Genomic DNA, 24,506 nt, shown 5'->3' on the forward strand with positions numbered 1-24,506 from the left:
AATCACACCAGTTGACCGATTAATCGATTTAGATCTTACTGACCCTAACTGCTATCAAGCTTTTAGCTACAATGAGTTAAATATAACAGATAATATGACTAATTTACAAAAGATAAAGGTATCTAATAAGAAAATAAAACAGATATTAAATTTAGTTGATTCTATAAATGATGATGGTAAAAGACTAAGTGGCAAAATGAGAAGGTATCTAATAAGCGCAGGAAAAATAGTATTCCTAGATAACGACGCATCTTTAAAAGATGTTATAAGATGTTTACAAAATCACGTAGTTAGAAACAATCTAATTAATAAATTGAATAATGAAATGAAAGAAGCCTTAGAAGAGGATATAGACAATCTACTTGAAATAAATGAATATGATAAAAAAGAAGGGGCTATCACTGGCACCAAAGATAGTAAAATCGAGGGGATCATTGACAGAGTTAATTTATTAAAAGAAGATCCAAATATGGATTTGATGTATAGTTTAAATCCGACTAACAATATAAATTTTGTTGATGCCATGAATGAAGGAAAGGTTATTTTAATAAGATTAAAAGAAAGTGAATATAATGAGAATTTAAGTAAAAATATTCTAGTTACTTTTTTTATAACTAAGATTTGGTTAGCCACTTTAATAAGAAATACAACTGAATGTAAAAGGTGTACTGTTATTATAGATGAAATATTTCAAGTTCCAATGGCACAATATTTAGTAGGCAAAGAATTAGTTCAAAGCGCTAAGTTTAATCTAAGATATATATTTACATTACACTATTTAAATCAATTATCGGAAAGGACTAAGGAAGATTTAAAAAACGCAAATGCTAGTTACGTATTAATAAGCGGATGTGATAAAAGAGCATATAAAGAGTTAGAGGAAGAATTTAAAAGTAACGATTATGATTTATCAGATTTACTAAATTTAGAAGAGTATCATAGTTTGAATTTAATAAAAACAAGTAAAGCTTATGCAAGTTTTATAACTAAATTACCGCCACCTATTTAATTAGGTGGTTTTTCTTTATATTTCTACAAAATAAAAAGGAGAAATCTGAATACACAGAATCCTCCTAAATTGCTTAACATACTAACCACTACATGTTTATTCGCCTTGCTCATGCTTCGCAAGCTATAATAAACACTGCGTAGTATAGCATATGCAAACTAATATTAAAAATATGCACGTCCTATTAAATTGTAACTATTTTAATGATTTTACTTATAAAATAGTGTAAAATATAAAATACTAAGAAAATATAAATCCTCTTAAAAAGGTTGTGCATAAATTGTGGATAACTAACACGAAAACTGTGGATTAATAATTAATACTGACAACATACTGACAAAATGAGTTTGTTACACTTCACAATCATTGAAATATCAACGTTTGTATTTTTTACAAGGCTCATATTCAATGTGATTCTATAATAATGGATAAATCAAAAGTAAGTTCTATACCAGAAATTCAAGCTAACCATATGGAGGCTCAAATTGTTCACGAAGCAGCAATAGGCAGAATAAATAATGAACAATTATTAAAATTAGAAACATTTGGTCTTAGTGAAGAAGAAGCTGAAGATGTAATAGTTAATGCTTTTTTAAGTTAAATTATATAGTCTTCAAACATAAGGAGTTTTAATAGAAAACTATATAATGATATAAATAGAATTAAATGAATTTTATCCATATTTTTCATTGATTTTTATTAAGGAATATAAAATAAGAATTAAACTAGTAAAAAAATAAAGAAGCTTATATAAGCTTCTTTATTTTTTATTTACCTAAATTATCATCATATTTTGGAGAAATATATCATAATATCTAAATTTCGAATCTATTAAATAGTTTATTAAGTATAATATTATCTTTATTTATATAAATACTAAAAAGAATCTTCTTAGGAGAAATAAACTATATTTTTTATGTAATCAAGAACATTTGTTCGCTTATTAAAAATAATGCTTCAAATTATTTATATAAAATTTAAAGAAAGTCCCCTTAAAGAATACTAATTAAAAAATAGGTTAAATTAGTACTAAATTCTATTTAATTTAAGGAGGATTCCATGACTAGAAATAAGCATAAAAGAGAAGATGACAAAACAAGATATAATAGAAATGATAAAAAAAATCCGCATTTTAAATTAGAGTTAGGAGAAGAACTTAATCTTGAGCCAAGACTTAGACCTTCTAAAACCGGTTCAGTAGCTCAAAATACAGCAAAACCAATAAGTTCACATAAAAAACATCAAGATAATTAAATATATTTAATTTGATATATAAAATATAGAAAGAAGTTTTATATAAGCTTCTTTCTTTTTAATAAATTAAGAACATTTAAAAATATATGAAAAAATATTAAAGAATTACATCAATTATTGGAAAAAATATATAAAAAGTCCTATAATAAAACTTAAGATATATTAAAGGAGAGATTTTAATGGATATTGAAAAAATGACTGTTAGAGTACAAAAAAGTTTAAATGAAGCTTACAATGAAGCTGTAAAACATCATAATCAAACAGTAGATGTTATTCACTTATTTTCAGCTTTAGTTAATCAAGAGGATGGTCTAATTCCTAATATATTAGAAAAAATGAATATATCTGTTACTGCCCTTAAGAGTAGTATTGATGATGAACTAGACAAGCTTCCACAAATTTATGGTGAAGGGATAAGTTCACAAGGTGTAACTGCTTCTAGAAATATTGAAGAAATATTGATAAAGGCTGAAGATATTTCTAAAGACTTTAAGGATTCTTACATAAGTGTAGAACATGTTATGCTTGCTATAATAGAAATGACTTCTGTGGCAAATGTTAAAAGGCTTTTAAATATGTATAATATAGATAAAAATAATTTTTTAAAAGTATTATCACAAGTTAGAGGTAGTCAAAGAGTTGAAAATCAAGATCCAGAAGGTACTTATGATGCTTTAGCTAAATTTGGAACTAATTTAGTAGCATTAGCGAAAAAGCATAAGCTAGATCCAGTAATAGGTAGAGATGAAGAAATAAGAAGGGTAATAAGAATTTTATCTAGACGTACTAAAAATAATCCAGTATTAATTGGAGAACCTGGTGTAGGAAAAACTGCAATTGTAGAAGGTCTAGCAGAAAGAATAGTAAAAGGTGATGTACCTGAAGGATTAAAGGATAAAATAATTTTTTCACTAGATATGGGTTCATTAATAGCAGGAGCTAAGTATAGAGGTGAATTTGAAGAAAGATTAAAAGCAGTACTAAAAGAAGTTCAAAGTTCTGAAGGAAAAATCATTTTATTTATAGATGAGATACATACAATTGTAGGTGCAGGGAAAACGGAAGGTTCAATGGATGCTGGAAATTTAATAAAGCCAATGCTTGCGCGTGGTGAGTTAAACTGTATAGGAGCTACTACTTTTGATGAATATAGAAAATATATAGAAAAAGATAAAGCACTCGAAAGACGTTTCCAACCAGTAATAGCTGATGAACCTACGGTTGAAGATACCATATCTATACTTAGAGGATTAAAAGAAAGGTTTGAAATACACCACGGAGTAAGGATACACGATAGTGCTATAGTTGCTGCCGCAAAACTTTCTAATAGATATATACAAGATAGATATTTACCTGATAAAGCTATAGACTTAATAGATGAAGCTGGTGCTATGATAAGAAGTGAAATAGATTCCCTTCCTACAGAACTTGATATTGTAAGAAGAAAGCTTTTTACTTTAGAAACTGAAAGAGAGGCGCTAATAAAAGAAAATGATGAAAAAAGTAAAACTAGATTAGAAGAGCTTCAAAGAGAAATCGCTGAATTAAAATCTAAAGATGATGAAATGACTGCTAAATATGAAAATGAAAAAGGTCAGATAATTGAAATTAAAAACCTTAAATCTAAGTTAGATGAAGCTAAAGGTGATGTAGAAAAGTATGAAAGAGAATATGACTTCAATAAAGTAGCAGAAATTAAATATGGTATAATACCTTCTCTTGAGGATCAAATAAAAGAATTAGAAGACAAAATGAAAAATAAATATGAACATGCTTTGTTAAAAGAAGAGGTAACTGAAAATGAAATTTCAGAAATAGTATCTAAATGGACAGGAATACCTGTTACAAAACTTGTAGAAGGAGAAAGAGAAAAGCTTCTTAAATTAGAAGATGAACTTCATCAAAGGGTAATTGGTCAAAATGAAGCTGTTACAGCCGTTTCTAATGCGGTTATAAGGGCAAGGGCAGGTTTAAAAGATGAAAATAAACCAATTGGATCATTTATTTTCTTAGGACCTACTGGTGTTGGTAAGACAGAACTTGCTAAAACTTTAGCTAGAACCTTATTTGATAGTGAAGAAAATATAATAAGAATAGACATGTCTGAATATATGGAAAAACACTCAGTATCGAGACTAGTTGGTCCTCCTCCAGGCTATGTAGGCTACGAAGAAGGAGGTCAATTAACAGAGGCTGTAAGGAGAGCTCCATATTCAGTTGTCTTATTCGATGAAATAGAAAAAGCTCATGAAGATGTATTTAATATGTTTTTACAAATTTTAGATGATGGTAGATTAACTGACAATAAAGGAAAAACTGTAGACTTTAAAAATACAATTATTATAATGACATCTAATATAGGTAGTAGCTACTTATTAGATGGAGAAGGGGATATATCAGAAGAAACTAAAGATTTAGTTATGTCTGAAATGAAAAGAAGATTTAAACCAGAATTTTTAAACAGAGTAGATGATATTATAATGTTTAAAGCTCTTGATAAAGAAGAAATAAAAGAAATTATAGATATCTTTATCAATGCCCTTGCAAATAGATTATATGATAAAAATATTAAAATAGAAGTAACAGATGATGCAAAAGATATAATGGCAAAAGAAGGCTATGATCCTGTATATGGTGCTAGACCATTAAAAAGATATATAGGTAATACATTAGAAACTATGATTGCAAGAAAAATGATTTCTGGTGAAATTTACAACGGATCTACGATAATAGTAGATGGAGAAGATAATAATATATCAATAAAAGTTAAATAATATGATACTGATAAAAGGTTAAAATACTAATAAAAGTGTTTTAACCTTTTTAATTATTATAAAATCATAAATATTTACTTTTTATTTATATACAAAAATATCTTTGATTTTTAGTATTTAATGTATATTTATGATATAATAAAAATTTAGGATGAAAGAACAATCTTACTTTATGAGGAGGACAAAATGACAAATACTATATATTTAGTTAGACATGGACAGACAGAATGGAATATAAAGGGTAAGACTCAAGGTCATGGAAACTCAAATTTAACTGAAAAAGGTATTAATCAAGCTAGAGAACTTGCAGATAGTATGATTCAATATCCTATTGACTATATATATTCAAGTGATCTTGGAAGAGCTATAGAAACAGCAGAAATTATAAGTGATAAATTTGATTTAGATGTTATACATACTGAAGCTCTTAGAGAAATGGGATTTGGAAAATGGGAAGGACTTTTGATAAAAGAAATTCAAGAAGATTATAAAGATATATACAACACTTGGAGAAATCAACCTCATCTAGCTGAAATACCTGGAGGAGAAACTCTTCAAATTATAAAAGAAAGAACAGATAAATTTTTAAATGAATTAAATGAAAAGTATGATGGAAAACATATTGTACTTGTTACTCATTCTGTAACAGCAAGAGTAATACTTCTTTCTGTTTTAAATTCTTCTATGGAAAATATATATAGAATTAACCAAGGAAACACTGCATTAAATATAATTGAATTTAGAGATTATGGACCAGTAGTTATAAAAATGAATGATACTAGTCATATTAAAAGTAATCATAAATTAGAAAATAGTGCATTAGAATAGGAGACTCAAATGTCAAAAGTAATAGTAGTAGGTGGAGGTCCATCAGGAATGATGGCAGCATTAACAGCTTCTAAAAATAACCACGAAGTAATACTTATCGAAAGAAATAACGAACTAGGAAAGAAGCTTAAGCTTACTGGTGGTGGAAGATGCAATGTTACAAATAAAAGAAATATAGAAGATTTTTTTGATAAAGTTGTAACTAATAAAAAGTTTTTATACAGTGCTTTTTATTCATTTACTAATGAAGACTTATTAAGTTTTTTAACTGAAAGTAACCTTGAATACAAAGTGGAAGAACATAATGATTATAAGGTTTATACAAAAAGTGATAAAGCAGTTGAGCTTATAAATACATTTAAGGAGTTATTATTAAATAATAATATAAAGATACTATATAATAGTAAAGTAGTAGATTTAGTTATAAATGAAAATAACAAAATAGAGGGTGTTGTTTTAGAAAATAATACAAAAGTCCTTGGAGATAAAGTTATAATATCAACTGGTGGAAAAAGTCATTCTAAAACTGGATCTGACGGTACAATGCATGAAATACTAAAAAGATATAGACATACTGTAACAAATACTTATCCTGCACTCTCTCCTTTAAAAATTAAAGAAGATTGGACAAGAAGGCTACAAGGTATATCTTTAAAAGATGTGGAAATATCATGTAAAATTAAAAAGAAGAAAATATCAAAAAGAGGTGATATGTTATTTGCTCACTTTGGTATAACAGGACCATGTGTATTAATAATATCATCTTATATTAATAAAGTGTTAGAAAGTGAAGATGTGGAATTAAATATAGATTTCATTCCGGATATAAGTGGTGATGAACTAAGAAAAGCTATAAGAGAAAATCCTAATAAAAATATAGTAAATAATCTAAAGCATATACTTCCACAAAACTTTATAAAAGAAATATTAGATGTTTTAGGTCTTAGTGATACAAAACCAAATGAATTAACGAAAGAAAATGAAAATAAAATTGTTGAGTATTTCAAAAATATGAAATTAACTACTCATGATACTTTAGGAATACAAGTTTCAATGGTGACAAGTGGGGGTATATCTGTTAAAGAGATTAATTCTTCTACTATGGAATCTAAATTAATAGAAAATCTATATTTTACAGGAGAAATAATTGACGTAGATGCTGAAACAGGAGGATATAACCTTCAAATAGCATTTTCAACAGGATACTTAGCCGGAGATTCACTGCAATTATAGGATGAACAAATGACATTTTAGCAATTTAACTACCTTACTTAAATAAACTTATAAATATATAATAGGAGAAATAACATGAAAAATTTAGTAATAGCAATAGATGGACCTGCAGGAGCGGGAAAAAGTACAATAGCTAAAATAATAGCTAAAGAGTTAAATATCAATTATATAGATACAGGTGCAATGTATCGTGCAGTAACATTAAAATGTTTACAAAATAATACAGATATAAAAAATGAAGCTGAAGTAATTGAGCTAGCTAAAAAAACAGAAATAGATTTTAAAGACAATAATATATACTTAGATGGTAAAATTGTAAATGATGAAATAAGAACTATAGAAGTAACTAATAATGTATCTAATGTTGCTAAAATAAAAGAAGTAAGATACTTAATGGTTAATGTTCAAAGAATCATAGGAGAAAGAAGCTCAGTAATTTTAGATGGGAGAGATATAGGTTCTTATGTATTCCCAAATGCAGATTATAAATTCTTCCTTATTGCTACACCTGAGGAAAGAGGAAGTAGAAGATATAAGGAACTAATAGAAAAAGGTGTTGAAGTTAAACTTCAAGATGTAATAGATGATATAATTAAAAGAGATGAGATAGATTCAAATAGAGAATTTGCTCCTCTAGTTAAAGCTGAAGATGCTATAGAAGTAGATACTACAGGTAAGTCTATTAAAGATGTAGTTGATTTAGTTTTACAAAAAATTAAATAAGGGAGAGAGTGTGTTTGAGTTTTTATAAATTTATTTTAAATATACTTACTTTATATAGTAAAGTATTTTACAAGTATGAAGTTGTAGGCGAAGAAAATATACCAACTGAAGGAAATATAATATTAGCAGCAAATCACAAATCTAATTTGGATCCAATTTTTGTAGCATCTGCAATAAAAAATAGAAAAGTTGCTACTATAGCAAAAAAGGAATTATTTGATAATAAAATATTAGCTTCAATTTTAAATAAGATGTATGTTATTCCAATAGACAGAGATAATCCAGGAATATCTACAATAAAGGTTATTTTAAAGAAAATAAAAGAAGGTTTTGCAATTGGTATTTTCCCTGAAGGTACTAGAATTAAGGGAAATGAGTTTGGTGAGGCTAAAGCAGGCTTAGCTTTATTTGCCATAAAAGGTAAGGCATGCGTAGTTCCAATTTCAATAATATCAAATTACAAATTGTTCAATAAAGTTACAATTTATATTGATAAACCAATTTCATTTGAAGAATATTATAAAAAGAAACTAAGTACAGAAGACTACGAAAAATTATCACAAGATGTACTTGAAGTTATAAAAGATAATTATTTTAAAAGATAGGAGACTTGCTATGGAAGTTAGAATAGCAGAAAATGCAGGATTTTGTTTCGGTGTTAAAAGAGCTATGAAAATGGCTTGGGATGAACTTGAAAATAAGGAAGATGATGATATATATTCTCTAGGTCCACTTATACATAATAAACAAGCTGTAGATAAATATAAGGAAAAGGGATTAGTAGAAATAGATTCATTAGACAAAATACCTAACGATAGTAAACTTATAATTAGATCTCATGGTGTTGGTAAAAATGTATACACAGACTCAGAATCTAAAAATATGGATATAATAGATACTACATGTCCATTTGTTAAAAAGATTCATGATATAGTTAAAGAGTTTTCTTCAAAAGGGTATAGAATTATAGTAATTGGTAATGCAAATCATCCAGAAATAATAGGTATTAATGGTTGGTGTGATAATGAGGCTATAGTAATAAATAGTGAGGAAGAAATTGACAATAATTTATTTGATCCATGTGATAAATACTGTGTTGTTAGTCAAACAACTGCAAACTTAGAATTTTTCGATAAAATAGTTAATATGTTAAAAGAAAAAATAAATAACTTAACTGTAAAAAATACTATTTGCTTTGCTACAAAAGAAAGACAGCTATCAGCTATTGATCTAGCAAATGAAGTTGATTGTATGGTAGTTATTGGAGGAAAACATAGTTCTAATACTCAAAAACTTGTAAATATCTGTAAGGGTATAGTTCCTACTTTTTCTATTGAGACAAAGGAAGAGTTGGATAAGGATATATTAGATGGATTTAAAATAGCAGGAGTTACTGCTGGAGCGTCTACTCCTGATTGGATAATTGACGAAGTAATTAAGTATTTAAAAGAAATATAGAGTATAGTAAAAATAGAGGAGAAATATAATTTATCCTCTATTTTTTATTTGTTATAAATCAACGCTTAGGATTAAGTTACAAACTCAACATAAATTCTTTGTATGCAAAAAAAGAGATGTCTCTTTGGATGATAAAAAATCATCTTGAGACATCTCTTTTATACTAATTTTTATTTTGGTATTTTTTCTTTTTGTATTCATATTCAGGGATTAGATTAGGAACAACAGTTCCTTGAGCTCCTGTCTCACCTTTATTACCCTTAGGACCTTGTGGACCTTGAGCTCCTGTCTCGCCTTTATCACCCTTAGGACCTTGTGGGCCAGCGGGTCCTTGTGTTCCAATACCACTACCAACATTACATAATGGGTTAATATAAACTTCTTTACCTAAGTCTACATATTGAATAGCACTTAATTTAATATATATAGGACCTTTACCAGAAGATGTTTTACCCATAACAGCGCATTGATTAACTTGGCAAATTTTTAATCTTAATATACAGTCACTTCCTTCTAATTTTAGCCCCACAGTTTGCCCAATAGAGCAATATAAAATATTAAAAATTTGAAAATCTTCACGATTTAATGGAATAACAAACATAGGGCAAGATGAAGAATTCATTTTACCAGAGCAGTAAATTTTTTTATTTTTACAACTTTTATCTGCTTTTAATTCCTTACATGAAGACATGTTACAAGAATTACATTTATTTATACAATTTTTGTCCATAATAGTACACTCCATATTGATAAAATTTAGTAGAACTTCTACGTACTATATTTATATGATAAAAATTAATTAAATGGAACAATGATGATAATAATTTGTATAATGTTAAGTGCCCATTTTTAATTTGACAAACATATGTTCTTTTTGTGCAAAATAGAACTTATTAACTTAAATTTGCTATAGTTAACATAATAATATTAAAGGTAACTAATATAATTTTATATAAGTTGATCTTATTGAATAATAAACTAAAAAAAGATAAAACTAAATTAATAGACACAATTTAGTTTTATCCGAGGAGAGAAATATATAAATGTATATATTAAATCTAATAACGAAACAAATAACAAAAAATATAGATGATATCTGTTTTAAGCAAGATTACCATTTTGTATTATGTAATCCATGGGAATTGAAGTTTTTCAAATGTGCTTTAAATTTAAACAATGAAACATATAAAGACTGCCTTTCATTTGATGATAAGGTAAGAGTTAATATATTTGATGAATATATCTTCTTTACTCTCACTAATTTTCAAATGATACATGATAATTTATTATTAGAAGAGATTAATATATTCTTATCTGAAAAATATATGCTGCTTGTTCTAAGGAAAAGGAATGAAGTATATAGTCAGATAAAAGAATTGATGCATGAAAATTTCTACTATAAATCTAATCCCACCTTATCGTTATTTATAATGTATTCAACTATACTTAGAATAATAATATCTAATCAGTTTGACAATTTAGGCATGGTAGAAGAAAGGATTTTAGAGTTAGAAGATGAAATTATAAACGAAGTAGTTGAGGATGTATCTAGTAAAATAAGAGATATTAGATTTATATGTAGAAGTTGTGTAAAAAATATTAGACCTCTTACTTACATTATGGACAACTTATTAAAGGAAGGGATAGAATTTTTCTCGAATGAAGATACCCATAAGTCATATTTAGAAAAAGAATATCACAAGCTTTTACAAGGATTAGATCTCTCTATAGATAAACTTTATAACTTTGCATTAGCTAATAGAGAAATGTCCGACAAACTTTTAGATATATATTCTTCTAAAGTTTCAGAAAGGACAAATAATCTTATAACTAAACTTACTATTTTCACAGGGATGGCTGTACCTATAAGTATAATTACTGGTATATATGGTATGAACTTTAAATACATGCCAGAATTAACTTATATATATGGATATAGAATTACTATTATAATAATTTTATTGATTATTATAATTAGTTTTGTTATTTTTAAGACAAAGAAATTTTTATAAGGATAAAAAGTTACCATAATACTATTACAGTAACTTTCATGTGTTATTTGGTTATTTTTAACAACGAATGTACAAAAACATCTTAAATCACAATCTAAGTCAAATACATTGATTTTGATATAAATATATAATAAAACTTATCAAGTGGTCTTAAAATCAATTTAAAAAGGTTCGATTTATTTACTAATCTGAAAAATATCAGGTTTACACAATTAATTTAAGGAAACTCTCTTTATTTAATCAATTCATCTTATCCAATTGAAATTTACATGTAATACTGGACTAGGGTAAAATATAAAAGCTTAGATATAAAGTTTAGTATTTTACAAACCTATTTTATGACTTTTATATTCCTAATTATTTTAATTACAATAATCATGCCTAAATTATAATTTTTATCTGTAAAATCTATTAAACAAACAAAAGTTACCATAATAGTATTATGGTAACTTTTGTTTGTTTGTAAAATATGTTTTTTCGTTTGTTTTTTTATATTAGGTATTTAAATGTATTTTAAATATTTTTTCTTCTTCAGTAAATTTTTATATTAATAACATCCTCAAGCTGCCTTAAAATCAATTTAAAAAGGTTAGAATTTATTACTAATCTAAAGTTGTATTGATGTCACGATAAATTAACCCATTTTTCTCCCTTTATTAAATAATGTATCTGAAATTTTATCTGAAGCTTCTTGATCCATTTCTTTAAGAGCGTGAGAATATATATTAAGAGTTGTATTAATGTTTGAATGTCCAACTCTTTCTGAAATAACTTTTATAGGAACTTTAGCATTAATTAATAATGTAACATGAGAATGACGTAAATCGTGGAATCTTATATGCTTTAAATTGTTTTCTTTTAAAAACAATCTAAACTTTTTGCTCAGAACATCTTGAGCTATAGGATTTAAATTTTTATCATAAAATACAAGTTCTCTATGTGATTTTTCACCTTTTAATTTAGCGGATAATCTGTCTTTTTTAAGTCGCTTTAACATGAGAATAATCTCTTTTGGCGCTGATATAGTTCTGATAGATGATTCAGTTTTAGGCTCTTTTAAGATAACTTTACCATTATCCCTAACGGTTATTTTATCTATTGTAATAGTGGAATCATTGAAATCTATGTTGTTCCAAGTTAATCCTAGGATTTCTGATATTCTCAGACCTAGTCCACTTGCAAGTATAATAGGTAATTCTATAGAAGTGCCTTGACACTTTTCTAGTAGTAATTGCATATCGTTTGCATCGTAAATATCATTTTTGTACTTTTTATTTTTAGGAACATCTACATATTGTACCACATTCTCTTTTATAAGTTTTAATTTATACGCCCTCTTTAAAACTATATTTAGTATATTTAAGTGAACCTTTATGGTTTGTGGTGTAAGCAAATCTAATAAATCATCAACATAACTTTGTATATGTATGGGTTTAATATCGCATAATTTTATATCTCCAATTAGAGGAATTATATATTTTTTGCATATCCTAATGTAACAATTATACGTTGTGATTGATAAATTCATCTTGTATTTATTTAAGAAATCTAAGATGAAATCTTCTAAAATTATTTCGTTAGGAAGTAATAATTCCTCTTTATAAATTTCTTCTTTTATCTCGTTTAATCTTTTATTTGCATCTCTTTTTAGTGGGTAAGATCCCATGTTTTTTTGTTTTCTTTTGTTTGTTTCTTTATCTAAATATTCTAAATAAACTATGTAATTCTTACTTCTTTTTCTTAAAAAAACTCTGCTCATTTTAGATCTCCTTGTGTAAAACTTCTATTAAATTATATAAATATTTTATCATAAAATGCAGAAAAAAAGTAAAATTTTTACTGACTTTCCACTGACATAATGACATTTTATAGCTTTATAATCGTTGAAATATCAGTTTTTTATCACAAAAGACATAAAAGTATATATTTTATGTCTTTTAGTATTTATTAAAACACTAGATAACATGAATTGATTCAAAATTTACTTTTTTAATAGTAGACTTGAGCCCCTAGATCAAATGAGTTATTGACCAAAAATTATCGATAATGTATAATAATTTTGTCCACACTTGAATACATATCAATGTATTTAATATAATTTCCAAACCATGATTTTATATCATGGCAAACTCTAGTGTAAGATAATAAAGGGCAATTTTAAAAGTAAAAATACACTAGGACATGTTCGAGAACTCCATGTATAAAAAACTAAGAATTTATATAGTGGCAGTATATAAAGAGCTTAGATATGACTTTTAATATAGTGGTGTAAAGTCATATAGTTCTCCTTAACCACACAGATTAAGGAGGATATAAAATGTTAAAAAGAAAAGTAATAATTGATTGTGATCCAGGGATTGATGATTCTCTGGCAATACTACTAGCAATATTATCTCCAGAGCTAGATGTATTAGGCATTACTACAGTCAGTGGTAATGTTACTTCAGATGTAGGTGCAAAAAACACACTACATGCACTTCAAATGTGTTCTTCTTTAGACACACCTGTATATGAAGGAGAAAAATACCCTTTAGTACGTGAACTTGTAACTGCGCAAGATACTCACGGAGAAGATGGTATAGGAGAGAATTTCTACGAAGACATTAAAGATATCAACATAAGAAATAATGCTGTGGATTTTATTATTGAAACACTACACAAAAACGAAAATGTATCTATAATAGCACTAGGCCCTTTAACCAATATAGCAAAAGCTTTGCAAAAAGATAAAGAAGCTTTTAATAACATGGATGAATTTATTTCTATGGGTGGTGCTTTTAGAGTAGAAGGGAATTGTTCTCCTGTAGCCGAGTTTAATTATTGGGTAGATCCTCATGCTGCAAATTATGTATTCCAAAACTTACCTAAAACAATTCACATGGTTGGATTAGATGTTACAAGAAAAATTGTACTTACACCTAATATTATTGAATTTATCAATAGACTTGATGAAAAAATGGCTAAGTATATAACTGATATAACAAGATTTTATATTGATTTCCATTGGAAACAAGAAAAAGTTATCGGTTGCGTAATAAATGACCCTCTAGCCGTAGCTTATTTTATAGACAGAAGCCTATGTAGTGGATTTAAATCTTTTGTTCAAGTAGTAGAAGATGGTATGGCAATCGGTCAGACAATGGTTGATGTAGCTGATTTTTATAAAAAAGAAGCTAATTGCATAGTCCTAGATAAAGTTAATGAAAAAAGATTTATGAATATGTTTTTAAAAAGACTTTTCAAAGATCATGAAAGCATAATTGATTTAATACTAGGAGGAATATAATATGGAAAGTAAATTTTCTGTAAGAACTATGACTTTGATTTCATTTGGTATAGCAATTAATATTGTAGGTGCATTCATAGCATTAGGCTTGAGACTACCAATATATTTAGATTCTATAGGTACAATAATGATAGCTGCTATACTAGGTCCAAAATATGCAATAATTACAGGTCTATGCGGATCTATAGTTAGTGGTATAACTTTCGATATTTATTCCTTATACTTTGCCCCTGTACAAATTTCTACAGGGTTACTTGCAGGAATAATGTATAAAAAAGAATTTTTAAAAGGATTTAAAATACCTTTAGGAGTATTTGCCTTTGTACTTCCTACATCAATTTTAAGTTCTATAATTGCAGCAGGAGTGTTTGGAGGAATTACTTCTTCAGGATCTTCATATATAGTTCAATTTTTAAGTGTTTTCGGTGTGGGTAAAGTAACTAGTATAGTAATAACTCAAATTTTTACAGATTATACTGATAAGTTTATAGGAGTATTATTAGTTAACTTTGCACTATCCGTATTACCTAGTAATTATATTGAAAAAACAAAAAAAATTTTAAGTAAAGGTGAATTTAATGGATAGATATAGTGAAATTACAAATAAAAATCAAAGAGAAATCGTACTTTTAAAAGGCTTTCCTTGTGTATGGGGGAAATGTTCTTTTTGTGATTATATAGATGACAATTCTTCTTTAGAAGATGAAATAAATAAATTAAACTTTGACGTGCTTTCTAATGTTAAAGGTAAGTATAAGGTGTTAGAGGTAATAAATTCAGGCAGTTGTTTTGAACTTCCTAAGGATACATTAAAACGTATAAAAGATATAATAGTAGATAAAAAAATCGAAAAACTATTCTTAGAAAGTCATTGGTGTTATAGAAATAAATTACAGGAAATGAGAGATTTCTTTAACATTCCTATAACATTTAAAATAGGTATTGAAACTTTTGATAATGAATTTAGAAATAATTATTTAAATAAAAATGCAAAATTCAACTCTTATAAGGACGTAGTAAAATATTATGACTCACCTTGTCTTATGGTAGGTATAAAGGGTCAAACTAAAGAAATGATAGATAATGATATAGAAATAGCCTTAAATAATTTTAATCATGCTACAATAAATGTATTCGTAAATAATACAACAAATGTCAAAAGAGATGATGAATTAGTAGAATGGTTTATAGATAAATATAAATATCTAGATAAGAATCCTAACGTAGAAATACTTTATAATAATACGGACTTTGGAGTAGGAGACTAATCTAACTAAATAAAATATATTAAAAAGATACTAGAAAATAATAGTATCTTTTTTAGTATTATAAAAAATCATATACTTATCCTGCATAATAAAGAAACACTTCTAACATATATGTGTATATAATATATTAAAAAACATTAGGAGAGTTTTTTATGTATGATTCAAAATATACTCATATAAAAATACTTGTTACAAAAAGAACTATTTTAAGACCTATAATGATAGAAGATGCACAAGATTTATTTGAGTACTATAGCAATGGTAAAGTATTAAAATATATCCCCATTAAAACCCATAAAAATATACAAGAAACTAAAAAGTTTATATCAACATATTTTATAGATAATTACAATAAAAAAAAATATAGTCATTACGCTATAGTATATAAAAATAACAAAAAGGTAATAGGCAACATAGGGTTTAATAATATATCTCCTAATTCATCAGAAGGAGAAATTGGAATATGTATAAATCCTAATTATTGGGGATTAAACTTATCAACTGAATTATTAGGTACAATATTAAAATATGGATTTTATGATTTAAATCTAGATAAGATTTATGCTGTTGTATATGATGATAATAAATATTCAAAATCACCTTTATTAAAATATAATTTTGAATTTTCTCATGAATTTACTAAAAGATTTGCTTCTTTGAATAATAAGCATATAAAATGTCAAAAATACTTTTTAAGTCGAGAAATTTATTTAAATAAAAATAATAAAGGATAAATATTACTTTTTTATTTAAATACTTGTATTTTTATTGTATACTTAAATGAGATAATTAAACTTTTAATAAGAAGGGATTGATATAAATGAAAGTATTCGCACCAGAATCTGCAATACATGCATTAAAAGAGATTATAGCAGAAAATCAAGATAAACCAAATAGTGTAAGAGTTTATTTTGCTGGATTTGGTTGTTCTGGACCAAGTTTTGCATTAGCTTTAGATAAAGAAGTAGAAGGAAAAGATGTATCTTGTGATTTAGAAGGAATTCACTTCATAATGGATCAGGATGAATTTTTAACTTATGGAAATGTTATAATCCAAGAAGTACCTAATCAAGGATTTGTAGTTTTAGTTGAGAATATGCCTTCAGGTGGAGGCGGTTGTTCTGGCTGCTCAGGCGGTTGCGGTTGCTAATTATCTTTAGAGATTATAATTTAGAGTACTGGTTTTTTAGGCTAGTACTCTATTATTTTGACCCAAAATAAAGGAGAAAAAATATGAGAAGAAGAAAGAAAAAAGGATCTGACATAAAATTATTAAGTCATATTAATTACGTAATAAGAGATGATATAAATGAAATAAAAGGAAAATGGCATGATAAGTTTAATAATAACAATCCTATTTATGCTGAATTTGGAACAGGAAGAGGACAATTTATAACAACTCTTGCTGCACAAAACCCTAATATTAATTTTATAGCTATGGAAATAAAAGAAGAAGTATTATTAAAAGCAGTAGAAAAAGCAGAAGAAGCTAAATTAAAGAACATACTTTTTATATGGGGAGATGTTAATAGTATTCTAGATTACTTTGATAAAAAAGAGTTATCTAGAATTTATATAAACTTCTGTGACCCATGGCCTAAGAAGAGATGGGAGAAGAGAAGACTTACTCATACCAATTTCTTAAATAAATATTATGAGATATTAAATAATGAAGGTGAAATTCACTTTAAATCCGATAATGAAAAGTTATTTGAATTTACTTTGAATGAAATATGTAAAAATCCATGGAGATTAAAAAATATTTCTTTAGATTTAGCTAAAAATGATGACTTTATAAATGTTACAACAGAATATGAAGACAAATTCATGTCTCAAGGTATGAAAATATATAGATGTGAAGCTAGAAAACAACCGCTATAAATGTCATAAAATATAAAAAAGGCTTAATTATTAAGCCTTTTTTATTTAGAATAAATCAGTTTTTCTTCGTGTAATTATTAATCCCCATATTACAATTAAATAATAACATATATACAGGGTATTTCTAATATCATCTGCTTCCATACCAAAAACTAGTATATTTGCATCTGGTAATACAACTAGTACAGACGCAATTATAAATAATACGGGATTTACTATTATTTGTCTCTCTGATCTAAATAACAATATATTCCCAGCCCACATTAAGGTTGAAATAAAAAATAAAACTTTAAAAATAAATTGGAAATTATCCAACATATTCAAGGCTCCCCTCTACTCAGTGGATTTGATAATATTATTTCCATATTAGGCAAATATAATCAATTTATTGAGCTTTTCATTTAATTAAATTTAACTCAGTTCATTAAAATTATATATCTTTTTTAGATAAATATAAAGACGTTTTTTAATACTATGCAAATATTATACTATATTTATATTATAGAAATATTTAAAACAAAATTATCATATTAATTCTATATAGAAACAAATAGGAGAGTGATATAAGTTGAAATTCTATATTTGGTATACTCAAGCTTTAGGCGGAGTATTAGGTATAGCATCATGTATTTATTCATATTTACGTGGGGATATATTTACATATAGTAATATAAGTGGTAATTATGATATATTAGGTTTTGGCGGAGTAGTAGCTAGTTATTTATTATATCCTTTATGTTTTATAAGTTTTATATTTGCTATTATAATAGCTATAAAGGAAGATATTATAAATAGAAAAATATTTAATATACAATTTATTAAATATAATAGCTTTTTTACTTTTTCAACTGTTATTATAGGAATAATAGGTTGTAAACTTATTTTTATTATTCCTTCTTTGTTTATATTATGTAATTATTATATTCCTTTTATATTTAATAATAATAAACAAGTAAATTTAGAAATGTATAACAATAATAATCGCATAGAAAATACTAATGCATGTAAAGAATCTAACTTAAATGAATTAAAAGTACTTAATACTAAAAAAGAAATAGCTATTCATCTACTACATAAAGATGCAAACATAAATTTTATCAACGAAATAACAGGTCTTTCACTTGATGAATTATATAGAATAAAAAATGAAGCTAAAAAAATAGATGAAATTGACCATAAAAATAAAGATACTAGGTGATAATATTGACCTAGTATCTTTATTTTTATTCCATTTTAACTTCAATATTTATAATATACTTATATTCAAATTCATGAAATGAATGTACATGACCCCCATATTATATGAAAAAATAATAATATAAAATCAGAGACTAGTAAAAATCACTTCCCATTTATTATTTTATGGTACTAAAGTACAATCAGCAGCATGTAATATACTTTTATTCTTTACCAATAATGATAATAGTATCATTCCATTAAATATTTCTCATCTAAATTTATTATTTCAATTTAATAATGAAGCTGGGACATATTTATATTTTTTAGTATGCTGTATATTATAAAAGCAACTATTTATAAAATAAATAAAGGTATTTATGCTATATACATAGAAATATACCTATGTAATAAAAATGTATTTAGTACTTTAGGATACTATTTTAAACAACATATGAATGTAGCTATTACTTAAAAAATATGTTTTAAAACAAATCAAGGGGGATATTGAAATGGAAGTATTAAAAGTTTCTTCAAAGTCTAATCCTAATTCTGTAGCTGGAGCTTTAGCAGGAGTACTAAGAGAAAAGGGAAGTGCAGAAATACAAGCGATTGGTGCAGGTGCGCTAAATCAAGCTATAAAATCTATAGCTATTGCTAGAGGTTTTGTTGCACCTAGCGGTTTAGACTTAGTCTGTGTTCCAGCATTTACAGATATAGAAATCGATGGAGAGCAAAAAACAGCTATTAAGTTAATTATAGAACCTAGATAATAAATTTTATATTTCAAGAAATTTAATAATATTCCCATCTAGATAATTTCTAAATGGGAATATTATTTTTTTACTTTTTATCTTATTGATTACTAATATATATGATAAAAAGAGAATAATAATTTATCTAGTAATAACATTATAAAATAATTTCATATAACATTGTTGACGTATATATAGTAGTGGGGGAAATATAACTAATCTTTAAATGTATATTTAGGGAATAGTTATTACTAGGTAGGGATATAAGTATCTATTTAACCTCTTTTTTGTATATTTACAATATTAATTATAATTTCTCTCTACATAACTTCAACTGTTGTGTTTATATTTATAATTAATTATAAATCTATATTATTATAATAAAAATCTATTGCTTATTGAAACCGACTAATATTTGTGATATTTTCTAATATATAAATATTAGTCTATTGGAGGAATTCCTTTGAAAGAAAATAAAATAATAAAAATAAATAATAAATCAGATAAACCTGATAATATAGTTCTAAGAGATCATACTCTTATTGAGAAATGTATAAATATTGAAAAACAACTTCCAGACTTTATGAAAGATTATTTCATATACTTGAAAGGATCTGTTGCAATTTCAACTAGAGCTGCTTATTTAGAAGATATCTATTTCTTTTGCTACTATCTTATAAACGAAACTGATATTACTCAAGCTTCTGAAATAAAATATATTACAGTTTCTGAATTTAACAACATAAAATCTAGAGACGTTAATCTGTTTTTAGGTGATTTCTGTCCAAGATATTATAGAGAAAGAAATAATAGTACATTTATATATGAAAATAATAATAGAGCTTTAGCCAGAAAAAAATCATCTATCTCTACTCTATTTAAATTTTTATATAGGAATGAACAAATAGATAGTAACATCACAGACGGTTTTAATCCAATAAAGTTGCCTAAGCCTCAACCTGATGCAATAAAGAGACTTGATATAAATGAAGTGGCCATTATGCTTGAAGCTGTAGAAACAGGAGAAGGTTTGAGTAAGAAAGAAGCAATATACTGGGAGAAAACAAAACTTAGAGATAAAGCTATACTTGCACTATTTGTAACATATGGACTTAGATTAAATGAGCTTCGTGAACTTAACATCTCTTCTTTTAATTTTTCTAGAGGAGAATTTAAAATTTATAGAAAAAGAGGAAAAGAAGTTTTGATGCCTATTAATAAAACTTGTGAGTATGTAGTAAAAGATTATATTAATAATGAAAGACCTAGTGATGAAAATTTATCTGAAGAAGTTAAAGATGCCTTATTTTTATCATTACAAAAAAAACGTCTTACATCTAAGGCAATTAGACAATTAGTAAAAAAATATACTTCTATATGTATGAACACTAGTAGGGATAAAGGATATAGTCCTCATAAATTAAGAGCTACAGCTGCCACTTCTCTAATACAATCTGGTTTTTCTATTTATGATGTAAAAACTTTGTTAGACCATGATAATGTAACTACGACTCAACTTTATGCTGCTCATAAGAAGAATATTAAACGTGATATTGTAAATAATTTTGAATGGATAGATGATGAAGATATTAAAGATAATATTATAGACGATATTGATACTAACGATAATGAAAATTTATAAAAAATGATAAAAAATAGAATTGAGAACAAATGTTTGTATCATTACTAAGTATATGATACAATATATAATAGTAAAGTAATTATTATTAATGTAATACTAATATATTATCAAGAAATGAGTGATTATATGTACTTAGATTTAACAAATAAACAGATAATGATCTTAGAATTTATTAAAGAACAACAATTTGATAAAGGGTATCCCCCATCAGTTAGAGAAATTTGTACTGCTGTTGGTTTAAAATCTACTTCTACAGTTCATTCTCATTTGAATAAACTTGAAAAATTAGGATATATAAAAAGAGACCCAAGTAAACCACGAGCAATTGAAATATTAGATAATAATACTAATGAAGCTCCAGGTTTAAATCAGGAAATAGTACCTATACCTATAGTAGGTCAAATTACTGCCGGTGAACCTATATTAGCAGAGCAAAATATCGAAGAATATATGCCTTTACCAATTAACTTAGTTAATGGTAAAAATAATTTTATTTTAAAAGTTAGGGGCGAAAGTATGATTAATGCAGGAATACTTGATAGAGACTATGTAATCATAGATAAGATGAATCATGCATCTAATTCTGAAATCGTAGTTGCTTTAATAAATGGTGAAACAGCTACTGTGAAACGATTCTTCAAAGAAGGTAGAAAAGTAAGATTACAACCGGAAAATGAATTTATGGATCCTATTATTTTAGATGAGAGAAATGTAGAAATAGTTGGAATTGTAAAAGGTGTATTTAGAGTATTATAAAAAGTCTTCTATATTAAATAGAAGACTTTTTATTTTTAACATTTATTAAAATTATGCTAAATTTAAAGCTATATCCATCATTTTAGTAAATGCTACTTGTCTTTCATGAGCAGTAGTAGCTTTGCCTTCTAGCGGACAATCAGATATAGTAAGTATAGCTAATGCGTTAACTCCAGCTCTTGCAGCATTCATATAAAGTGCAGCAGCTTCCATCTCAACACATAATACTCCCATTTTAGTCCATTTTCTTAGACCATCTAATCCTTCATCTCCGTAGAATACATCACTTGATAATATATTTCCTACATGTACATCTACACCTTGTTCTTTAGCTACAGAAACAGCTTTTTCAACTAATTCATAGCTAGCTATTGGTGCATAAGTACCTGGTAAGTTATATTGAGATGCAAAGTTAGAATCTGTACATGCTCCCATTCCTATAACTATATCATATAAGTCTAATTTATCACTTAATGCTCCAGCAGACCCTATTCTTATTAAATTTTTAACACCGTAGAAGTGTATTAATTCAAAAGAATATATTCCTATTGATGGCATACCCATACCTGAACCTTGAACTGATATTCTCTTTCCTTTATAGTATCCTGTATATCCATACATTCCTCTAACTGTATTATATTCTACAACATCTTCTAAGAAGTTCTCTGCTATAAATTTAGCTCTTAAAGGATCTCCTGGTAATAATACTGTTTCAGCTATATCTCCGACTTGTGCTCCTATATGAGGAGTTGGAACTGGTGATTTACTCATCTTATTTCCTCCTAATTTTTTTAGTTATTAAATTACATATTAAAATATTATTTATGTATATTTTATCTTCTCTATTATATTATACACATAATTTAATGTAAACATATAACTTAATTTTGTATTCAAAAAATGCTATTTTTAACCACATAGAACAAACGTTCTATTCTTTATAAAGCAGCACTTTTATCCCTTTGGAATAAACTCTTCTATAGTATTTTCTAGCTCATCACTCTCCAACATATTATAGCTTTTCTCATAAATATTGTTAAAATAAGATCCTTTAGGAAAAATTAAGAAAGAAGATTTGCTTAAAAATCTGCTTATAATTTGATCCTTATTACTGAATTGTCTAATTATATTATTTTCATCTTCATACTCTCCTCTATACCAGTTATAAATATCAATGTATTGTCCATTATCTAGCATAACTAAATCTTCTTTATATAAACATTTATAGTCATAAATTGGTGTTTGCTCTAAATTATCTGTCTCAATTCTAAAATATGCCCAAGAAAAAGCTTCATCATAATAATGAAAAGAAAGTTTAGTTGGTTTTATTACATCTATAGAACTATCTGTGATTAACTCTAAGCATCTATCCTCTTTTGAAAAATCTGCTCCCATCAAATCATAGACTTGTCCATTTGGATAAAATATATTATTTAGATTCTTATCACATAGAGTAAATAATATATTTAGAATATCTATTTCATCTTTCCATATGCAAGTATTAGGAATGGCTTTAGGAAATATCTGTATTATTTTCTCTTCCCATCTTTGTATGTTTTTATCTACCTTAATTTCTCTATTATGCAATTTCACTCCTCCTATAAAAATAAGTTTTTTTATCATAGTAATATATATTTAATTATTATGATAAAATATGAAATTTTATACATATTTATATTAGATTATATGATATACTTACAATTAATCATGAAATTGAAAGGTGGCAATCATAGTGTATACACATCAAAGACCTATTATAAGTATTATAATTCCTATATATAATACTGGAAAATATTTAGAAAAATGTTTGGATTCCATAGTTAAGCAAAGTTTTAATGATTTTGAAGTAATATGTGTAGATGATGGATCCACAGATAATTCTTATGATATATTAACAGAATACAAGAATAAATATAATAACTTTAAGATTATTCATCAGTACAATCAAGGAGTTGCTGTAGCAAGAAATACAGGATTAAAATATGTAGATGGTGATTATATTATTTTTATTGACAGTGATGATTTTATAAAAAATGATTATCTTGAAAAATTATATAATGAATGTATAAAAACTAATGCTGATGTTGTGATATGTAATTTTTACAGATATTATGATAAATTGTCTACATCCATACCTGTCTTATATAAAAAAAGAAGGGGCATCTATTCGTCAGACGATATATTAAAATCTTTAATTCCAGATAATCTTATACATTCATATCTTTGGAATAAATTGTGGAAGAAAAACTTATTTGATAATATGGTTTTTCCTAATATAAAATATGAGGATATAGCTATAATGTGTCAACTATTTTATAAAGCTAACAAAATATCAATTATAGATGATTCACTTTACTATTATAGAATAAGAAAAACTAGTATTGTTAGAAATTATTCAATAACTACTCAAAATGACTATATGAAAGCTTACTTCTATACAAGAATCTTTCT

At 26.2% G+C, this 24,506-nt stretch carries 26 protein-coding genes and 1 riboswitch; of the genes, 21 read left to right on the plus strand and 5 right to left on the minus strand.

The features are described from left to right. The 9 genes from J7G74_RS02465 to J7G74_RS02505 all read left to right on the plus strand — a co-directional run. A partial coding sequence (locus J7G74_RS02465; RefSeq protein ID WP_330616362.1) for a hypothetical protein occupies nt 1-1,009 on the plus strand: 1,009 nt, incomplete at its 5' end. Nucleotides 1,010-1,412: 403 nt separating this feature from the next. Then, nucleotides 1,413-1,610 carry a SufD family Fe-S cluster assembly protein gene (locus J7G74_RS02470; protein WP_330616365.1) on the plus strand — a complete coding sequence of 66 codons (198 nt, stop codon included), beginning with the start codon at nt 1,413-1,415 and terminating at the stop codon, nt 1,608-1,610. Nucleotides 1,611-2,068: 458 nt separating this feature from the next. Beyond that, nucleotides 2,069-2,263 carry a hypothetical protein gene (locus J7G74_RS02475; protein ID WP_297131463.1) on the plus strand — a complete coding sequence of 65 codons (195 nt, stop codon included), beginning with the start codon at nt 2,069-2,071 and terminating at the stop codon, nt 2,261-2,263. Between the two features lie 179 nt (nt 2,264-2,442). Continuing rightward, nucleotides 2,443-5,037 carry an ATP-dependent chaperone ClpB gene (clpB, locus tag J7G74_RS02480; RefSeq protein ID WP_297131466.1) on the plus strand — a complete coding sequence of 865 codons (2,595 nt, stop codon included), beginning with the start codon at nt 2,443-2,445 and terminating at the stop codon, nt 5,035-5,037. Between the two features lie 186 nt (nt 5,038-5,223). Next, the gene (locus J7G74_RS02485; RefSeq protein WP_297131467.1) at nt 5,224-5,865 is read left to right on the plus strand and encodes a histidine phosphatase family protein; all 642 of its coding nucleotides are present in this window, start codon (nt 5,224-5,226) and stop codon (nt 5,863-5,865) included. 9 nt (nt 5,866-5,874) lie between these two features. Further along, nucleotides 5,875-7,098 carry an NAD(P)/FAD-dependent oxidoreductase gene (locus J7G74_RS02490; protein ID WP_297131470.1) on the plus strand — a complete coding sequence of 408 codons (1,224 nt, stop codon included), beginning with the start codon at nt 5,875-5,877 and terminating at the stop codon, nt 7,096-7,098. A 75-nt stretch (nt 7,099-7,173) separates the two neighbouring features. Next, entirely contained in the window at nt 7,174-7,821 is a 648-nt protein-coding gene (cmk, locus tag J7G74_RS02495; protein ID WP_297131473.1) for a (d)CMP kinase, read from the plus strand. A gap of 8 nt (nt 7,822-7,829) precedes the next feature. After that, nucleotides 7,830-8,426, plus strand: coding sequence for a lysophospholipid acyltransferase family protein (locus tag J7G74_RS02500; protein WP_443081637.1), 597 nt, complete (start codon nt 7,830-7,832; stop codon nt 8,424-8,426). Between the two features lie 10 nt (nt 8,427-8,436). Beyond that, on the plus strand, nt 8,437-9,279 hold the full coding sequence (locus tag J7G74_RS02505; protein WP_297131479.1) for a 4-hydroxy-3-methylbut-2-enyl diphosphate reductase: 843 nt from the start codon (nt 8,437-8,439) through the stop codon (nt 9,277-9,279). 163 nt (nt 9,280-9,442) lie between these two features. Here J7G74_RS02505 and J7G74_RS02510 read toward each other — a convergent pair whose 3' ends face one another. Then, nucleotides 9,443-10,009 (minus strand): collagen-like triple helix repeat-containing protein, encoded by a 567-nt coding sequence (locus tag J7G74_RS02510; RefSeq protein ID WP_297131482.1) that lies wholly within the window; start codon nt 10,007-10,009, stop codon nt 9,443-9,445. Between the two features lie 313 nt (nt 10,010-10,322). On the opposite strand from J7G74_RS02510, the gene J7G74_RS02515 reads away from it, so the two are divergent. Then, nucleotides 10,323-11,291 carry a CorA family divalent cation transporter gene (locus J7G74_RS02515; RefSeq protein WP_297131485.1) on the plus strand — a complete coding sequence of 323 codons (969 nt, stop codon included), beginning with the start codon at nt 10,323-10,325 and terminating at the stop codon, nt 11,289-11,291. 634 nt (nt 11,292-11,925) lie between these two features. Here the strand turns inward: J7G74_RS02515 and J7G74_RS02520 are convergent. Further along, a complete protein-coding gene (locus tag J7G74_RS02520) occupies nt 11,926-13,050 on the minus strand; it encodes a tyrosine-type recombinase/integrase (RefSeq protein ID WP_297131488.1) in 1,125 nt (374 codons plus the stop codon). Nucleotides 13,051-13,465: 415 nt separating this feature from the next. Then, nucleotides 13,466-13,509, plus strand: a riboswitch (PreQ1 riboswitch). A 99-nt stretch (nt 13,510-13,608) separates the two neighbouring features. Between J7G74_RS02520 and J7G74_RS02525 the strand changes: the two genes are divergently transcribed. From J7G74_RS02525 to trmB, 6 genes are all read left to right on the plus strand, one after another. Further along, nucleotides 13,609-14,577 (plus strand): nucleoside hydrolase, encoded by a 969-nt coding sequence (locus J7G74_RS02525; RefSeq protein ID WP_297131492.1) that lies wholly within the window; start codon nt 13,609-13,611, stop codon nt 14,575-14,577. A gap of 1 nt (nt 14,578) precedes the next feature. Further along, entirely contained in the window at nt 14,579-15,163 is a 585-nt protein-coding gene (locus J7G74_RS02530; protein ID WP_297131495.1) for an ECF transporter S component, read from the plus strand. Continuing rightward, entirely contained in the window at nt 15,156-15,845 is a 690-nt protein-coding gene (locus tag J7G74_RS02535) for a radical SAM protein (RefSeq protein ID WP_297131498.1), read from the plus strand. Before J7G74_RS02530 ends, J7G74_RS02535 begins: the two co-directional genes overlap by 8 nt. 152 nt (nt 15,846-15,997) lie before the next feature. Next, nucleotides 15,998-16,579 carry a GNAT family N-acetyltransferase gene (locus J7G74_RS02540; RefSeq protein WP_297131501.1) on the plus strand — a complete coding sequence of 194 codons (582 nt, stop codon included), beginning with the start codon at nt 15,998-16,000 and terminating at the stop codon, nt 16,577-16,579. Between the two features lie 86 nt (nt 16,580-16,665). Then, entirely contained in the window at nt 16,666-16,995 is a 330-nt protein-coding gene (locus J7G74_RS02545) for a Fe-S cluster assembly protein HesB (RefSeq protein ID WP_297131503.1), read from the plus strand. A gap of 83 nt (nt 16,996-17,078) precedes the next feature. After that, on the plus strand, nt 17,079-17,726 hold the full coding sequence (gene trmB, locus J7G74_RS02550; protein ID WP_297131506.1) for a tRNA (guanosine(46)-N7)-methyltransferase TrmB: 648 nt from the start codon (nt 17,079-17,081) through the stop codon (nt 17,724-17,726). Nucleotides 17,727-17,771: 45 nt separating this feature from the next. Here trmB and J7G74_RS02555 read toward each other — a convergent pair whose 3' ends face one another. Then, nucleotides 17,772-18,044 (minus strand): hypothetical protein, encoded by a 273-nt coding sequence (locus J7G74_RS02555; RefSeq protein ID WP_297131509.1) that lies wholly within the window; start codon nt 18,042-18,044, stop codon nt 17,772-17,774. 250 nt (nt 18,045-18,294) lie between these two features. On the opposite strand from J7G74_RS02555, the gene J7G74_RS02560 reads away from it, so the two are divergent. The 4 genes from J7G74_RS02560 to lexA all read left to right on the plus strand — a co-directional run bounded on the left by J7G74_RS02560 (nt 18,295) and on the right by lexA (nt 22,055). Then, the gene (locus J7G74_RS02560) at nt 18,295-18,924 is read left to right on the plus strand and encodes a hypothetical protein (protein ID WP_297131511.1); all 630 of its coding nucleotides are present in this window, start codon (nt 18,295-18,297) and stop codon (nt 18,922-18,924) included. 490 nt (nt 18,925-19,414) lie between these two features. Further along, nucleotides 19,415-19,675, plus strand: coding sequence for a stage V sporulation protein S (locus J7G74_RS02565; protein ID WP_148488892.1), 261 nt, complete (start codon nt 19,415-19,417; stop codon nt 19,673-19,675). Nucleotides 19,676-20,120: 445 nt separating this feature from the next. Continuing rightward, the gene (locus J7G74_RS02570; RefSeq protein ID WP_297131517.1) at nt 20,121-21,299 is read left to right on the plus strand and encodes a tyrosine-type recombinase/integrase; all 1,179 of its coding nucleotides are present in this window, start codon (nt 20,121-20,123) and stop codon (nt 21,297-21,299) included. A 126-nt stretch (nt 21,300-21,425) separates the two neighbouring features. Beyond that, nucleotides 21,426-22,055: a transcriptional repressor LexA gene (lexA, locus tag J7G74_RS02575; protein ID WP_297131529.1), complete on the plus strand. Its 630-nt coding sequence runs from the start codon at nt 21,426-21,428 to the stop codon at nt 22,053-22,055. 51 nt (nt 22,056-22,106) lie between these two features. Here lexA and deoD read toward each other — a convergent pair whose 3' ends face one another. Together deoD and J7G74_RS02585 are read right to left on the minus strand one after the other, a co-directional pair. Further along, complete coding sequence (gene deoD, locus J7G74_RS02580) at nt 22,107-22,826, minus strand: purine-nucleoside phosphorylase (protein WP_297131520.1); 720 nt, start codon at nt 22,824-22,826, stop codon at nt 22,107-22,109. Nucleotides 22,827-23,009: 183 nt separating this feature from the next. Beyond that, nucleotides 23,010-23,642 (minus strand): hypothetical protein, encoded by a 633-nt coding sequence (locus tag J7G74_RS02585; protein WP_297131523.1) that lies wholly within the window; start codon nt 23,640-23,642, stop codon nt 23,010-23,012. A 145-nt stretch (nt 23,643-23,787) separates the two neighbouring features. Here J7G74_RS02585 and J7G74_RS02590 point away from each other — a divergent pair. Then, a partial coding sequence (locus J7G74_RS02590; protein WP_297131526.1) for a glycosyltransferase family 2 protein occupies nt 23,788-24,506 on the plus strand: 719 nt, incomplete at its 3' end.

The sequence above is a fragment of the Terrisporobacter sp. genome, from assembly GCF_017888745.1.
Taxonomy (GTDB): domain Bacteria; phylum Bacillota; class Clostridia; order Peptostreptococcales; family Peptostreptococcaceae; genus Terrisporobacter.

Coding starts and splice junctions, on each gene's coding strand:
- J7G74_RS02475 (WP_297131463.1), top strand. CDS start 2,069: ATGACTAGAAATAAGCATAAAAGAGAAGATGACAAAACAAGATATAAT.
- clpB (WP_297131466.1), top strand. CDS start 2,443: ATGGATATTGAAAAAATGACTGTTAGAGTACAAAAAAGTTTAAATGAA.
- J7G74_RS02485 (WP_297131467.1), top strand. CDS start 5,224: ATGACAAATACTATATATTTAGTTAGACATGGACAGACAGAATGGAAT.
- J7G74_RS02490 (WP_297131470.1), top strand. CDS start 5,875: ATGTCAAAAGTAATAGTAGTAGGTGGAGGTCCATCAGGAATGATGGCA.
- cmk (WP_297131473.1), top strand. CDS start 7,174: ATGAAAAATTTAGTAATAGCAATAGATGGACCTGCAGGAGCGGGAAAA.
- J7G74_RS02505 (WP_297131479.1), top strand. CDS start 8,437: ATGGAAGTTAGAATAGCAGAAAATGCAGGATTTTGTTTCGGTGTTAAA.
- J7G74_RS02510 (WP_297131482.1), bottom strand. CDS start 10,009: ATGGACAAAAATTGTATAAATAAATGTAATTCTTGTAACATGTCTTCA.
- J7G74_RS02515 (WP_297131485.1), top strand. CDS start 10,323: ATGTATATATTAAATCTAATAACGAAACAAATAACAAAAAATATAGAT.
- J7G74_RS02520 (WP_297131488.1), bottom strand. CDS start 13,050: ATGAGCAGAGTTTTTTTAAGAAAAAGAAGTAAGAATTACATAGTTTAT.
- J7G74_RS02525 (WP_297131492.1), top strand. CDS start 13,609: ATGTTAAAAAGAAAAGTAATAATTGATTGTGATCCAGGGATTGATGAT.
- J7G74_RS02530 (WP_297131495.1), top strand. CDS start 14,579: ATGGAAAGTAAATTTTCTGTAAGAACTATGACTTTGATTTCATTTGGT.
- J7G74_RS02535 (WP_297131498.1), top strand. CDS start 15,156: ATGGATAGATATAGTGAAATTACAAATAAAAATCAAAGAGAAATCGTA.
- J7G74_RS02540 (WP_297131501.1), top strand. CDS start 15,998: ATGTATGATTCAAAATATACTCATATAAAAATACTTGTTACAAAAAGA.
- J7G74_RS02545 (WP_297131503.1), top strand. CDS start 16,666: ATGAAAGTATTCGCACCAGAATCTGCAATACATGCATTAAAAGAGATT.
- trmB (WP_297131506.1), top strand. CDS start 17,079: ATGAGAAGAAGAAAGAAAAAAGGATCTGACATAAAATTATTAAGTCAT.
- J7G74_RS02555 (WP_297131509.1), bottom strand. CDS start 18,044: ATGTTGGATAATTTCCAATTTATTTTTAAAGTTTTATTTTTTATTTCA.
- J7G74_RS02565 (WP_148488892.1), top strand. CDS start 19,415: ATGGAAGTATTAAAAGTTTCTTCAAAGTCTAATCCTAATTCTGTAGCT.
- lexA (WP_297131529.1), top strand. CDS start 21,426: ATGTACTTAGATTTAACAAATAAACAGATAATGATCTTAGAATTTATT.
- deoD (WP_297131520.1), bottom strand. CDS start 22,826: ATGAGTAAATCACCAGTTCCAACTCCTCATATAGGAGCACAAGTCGGA.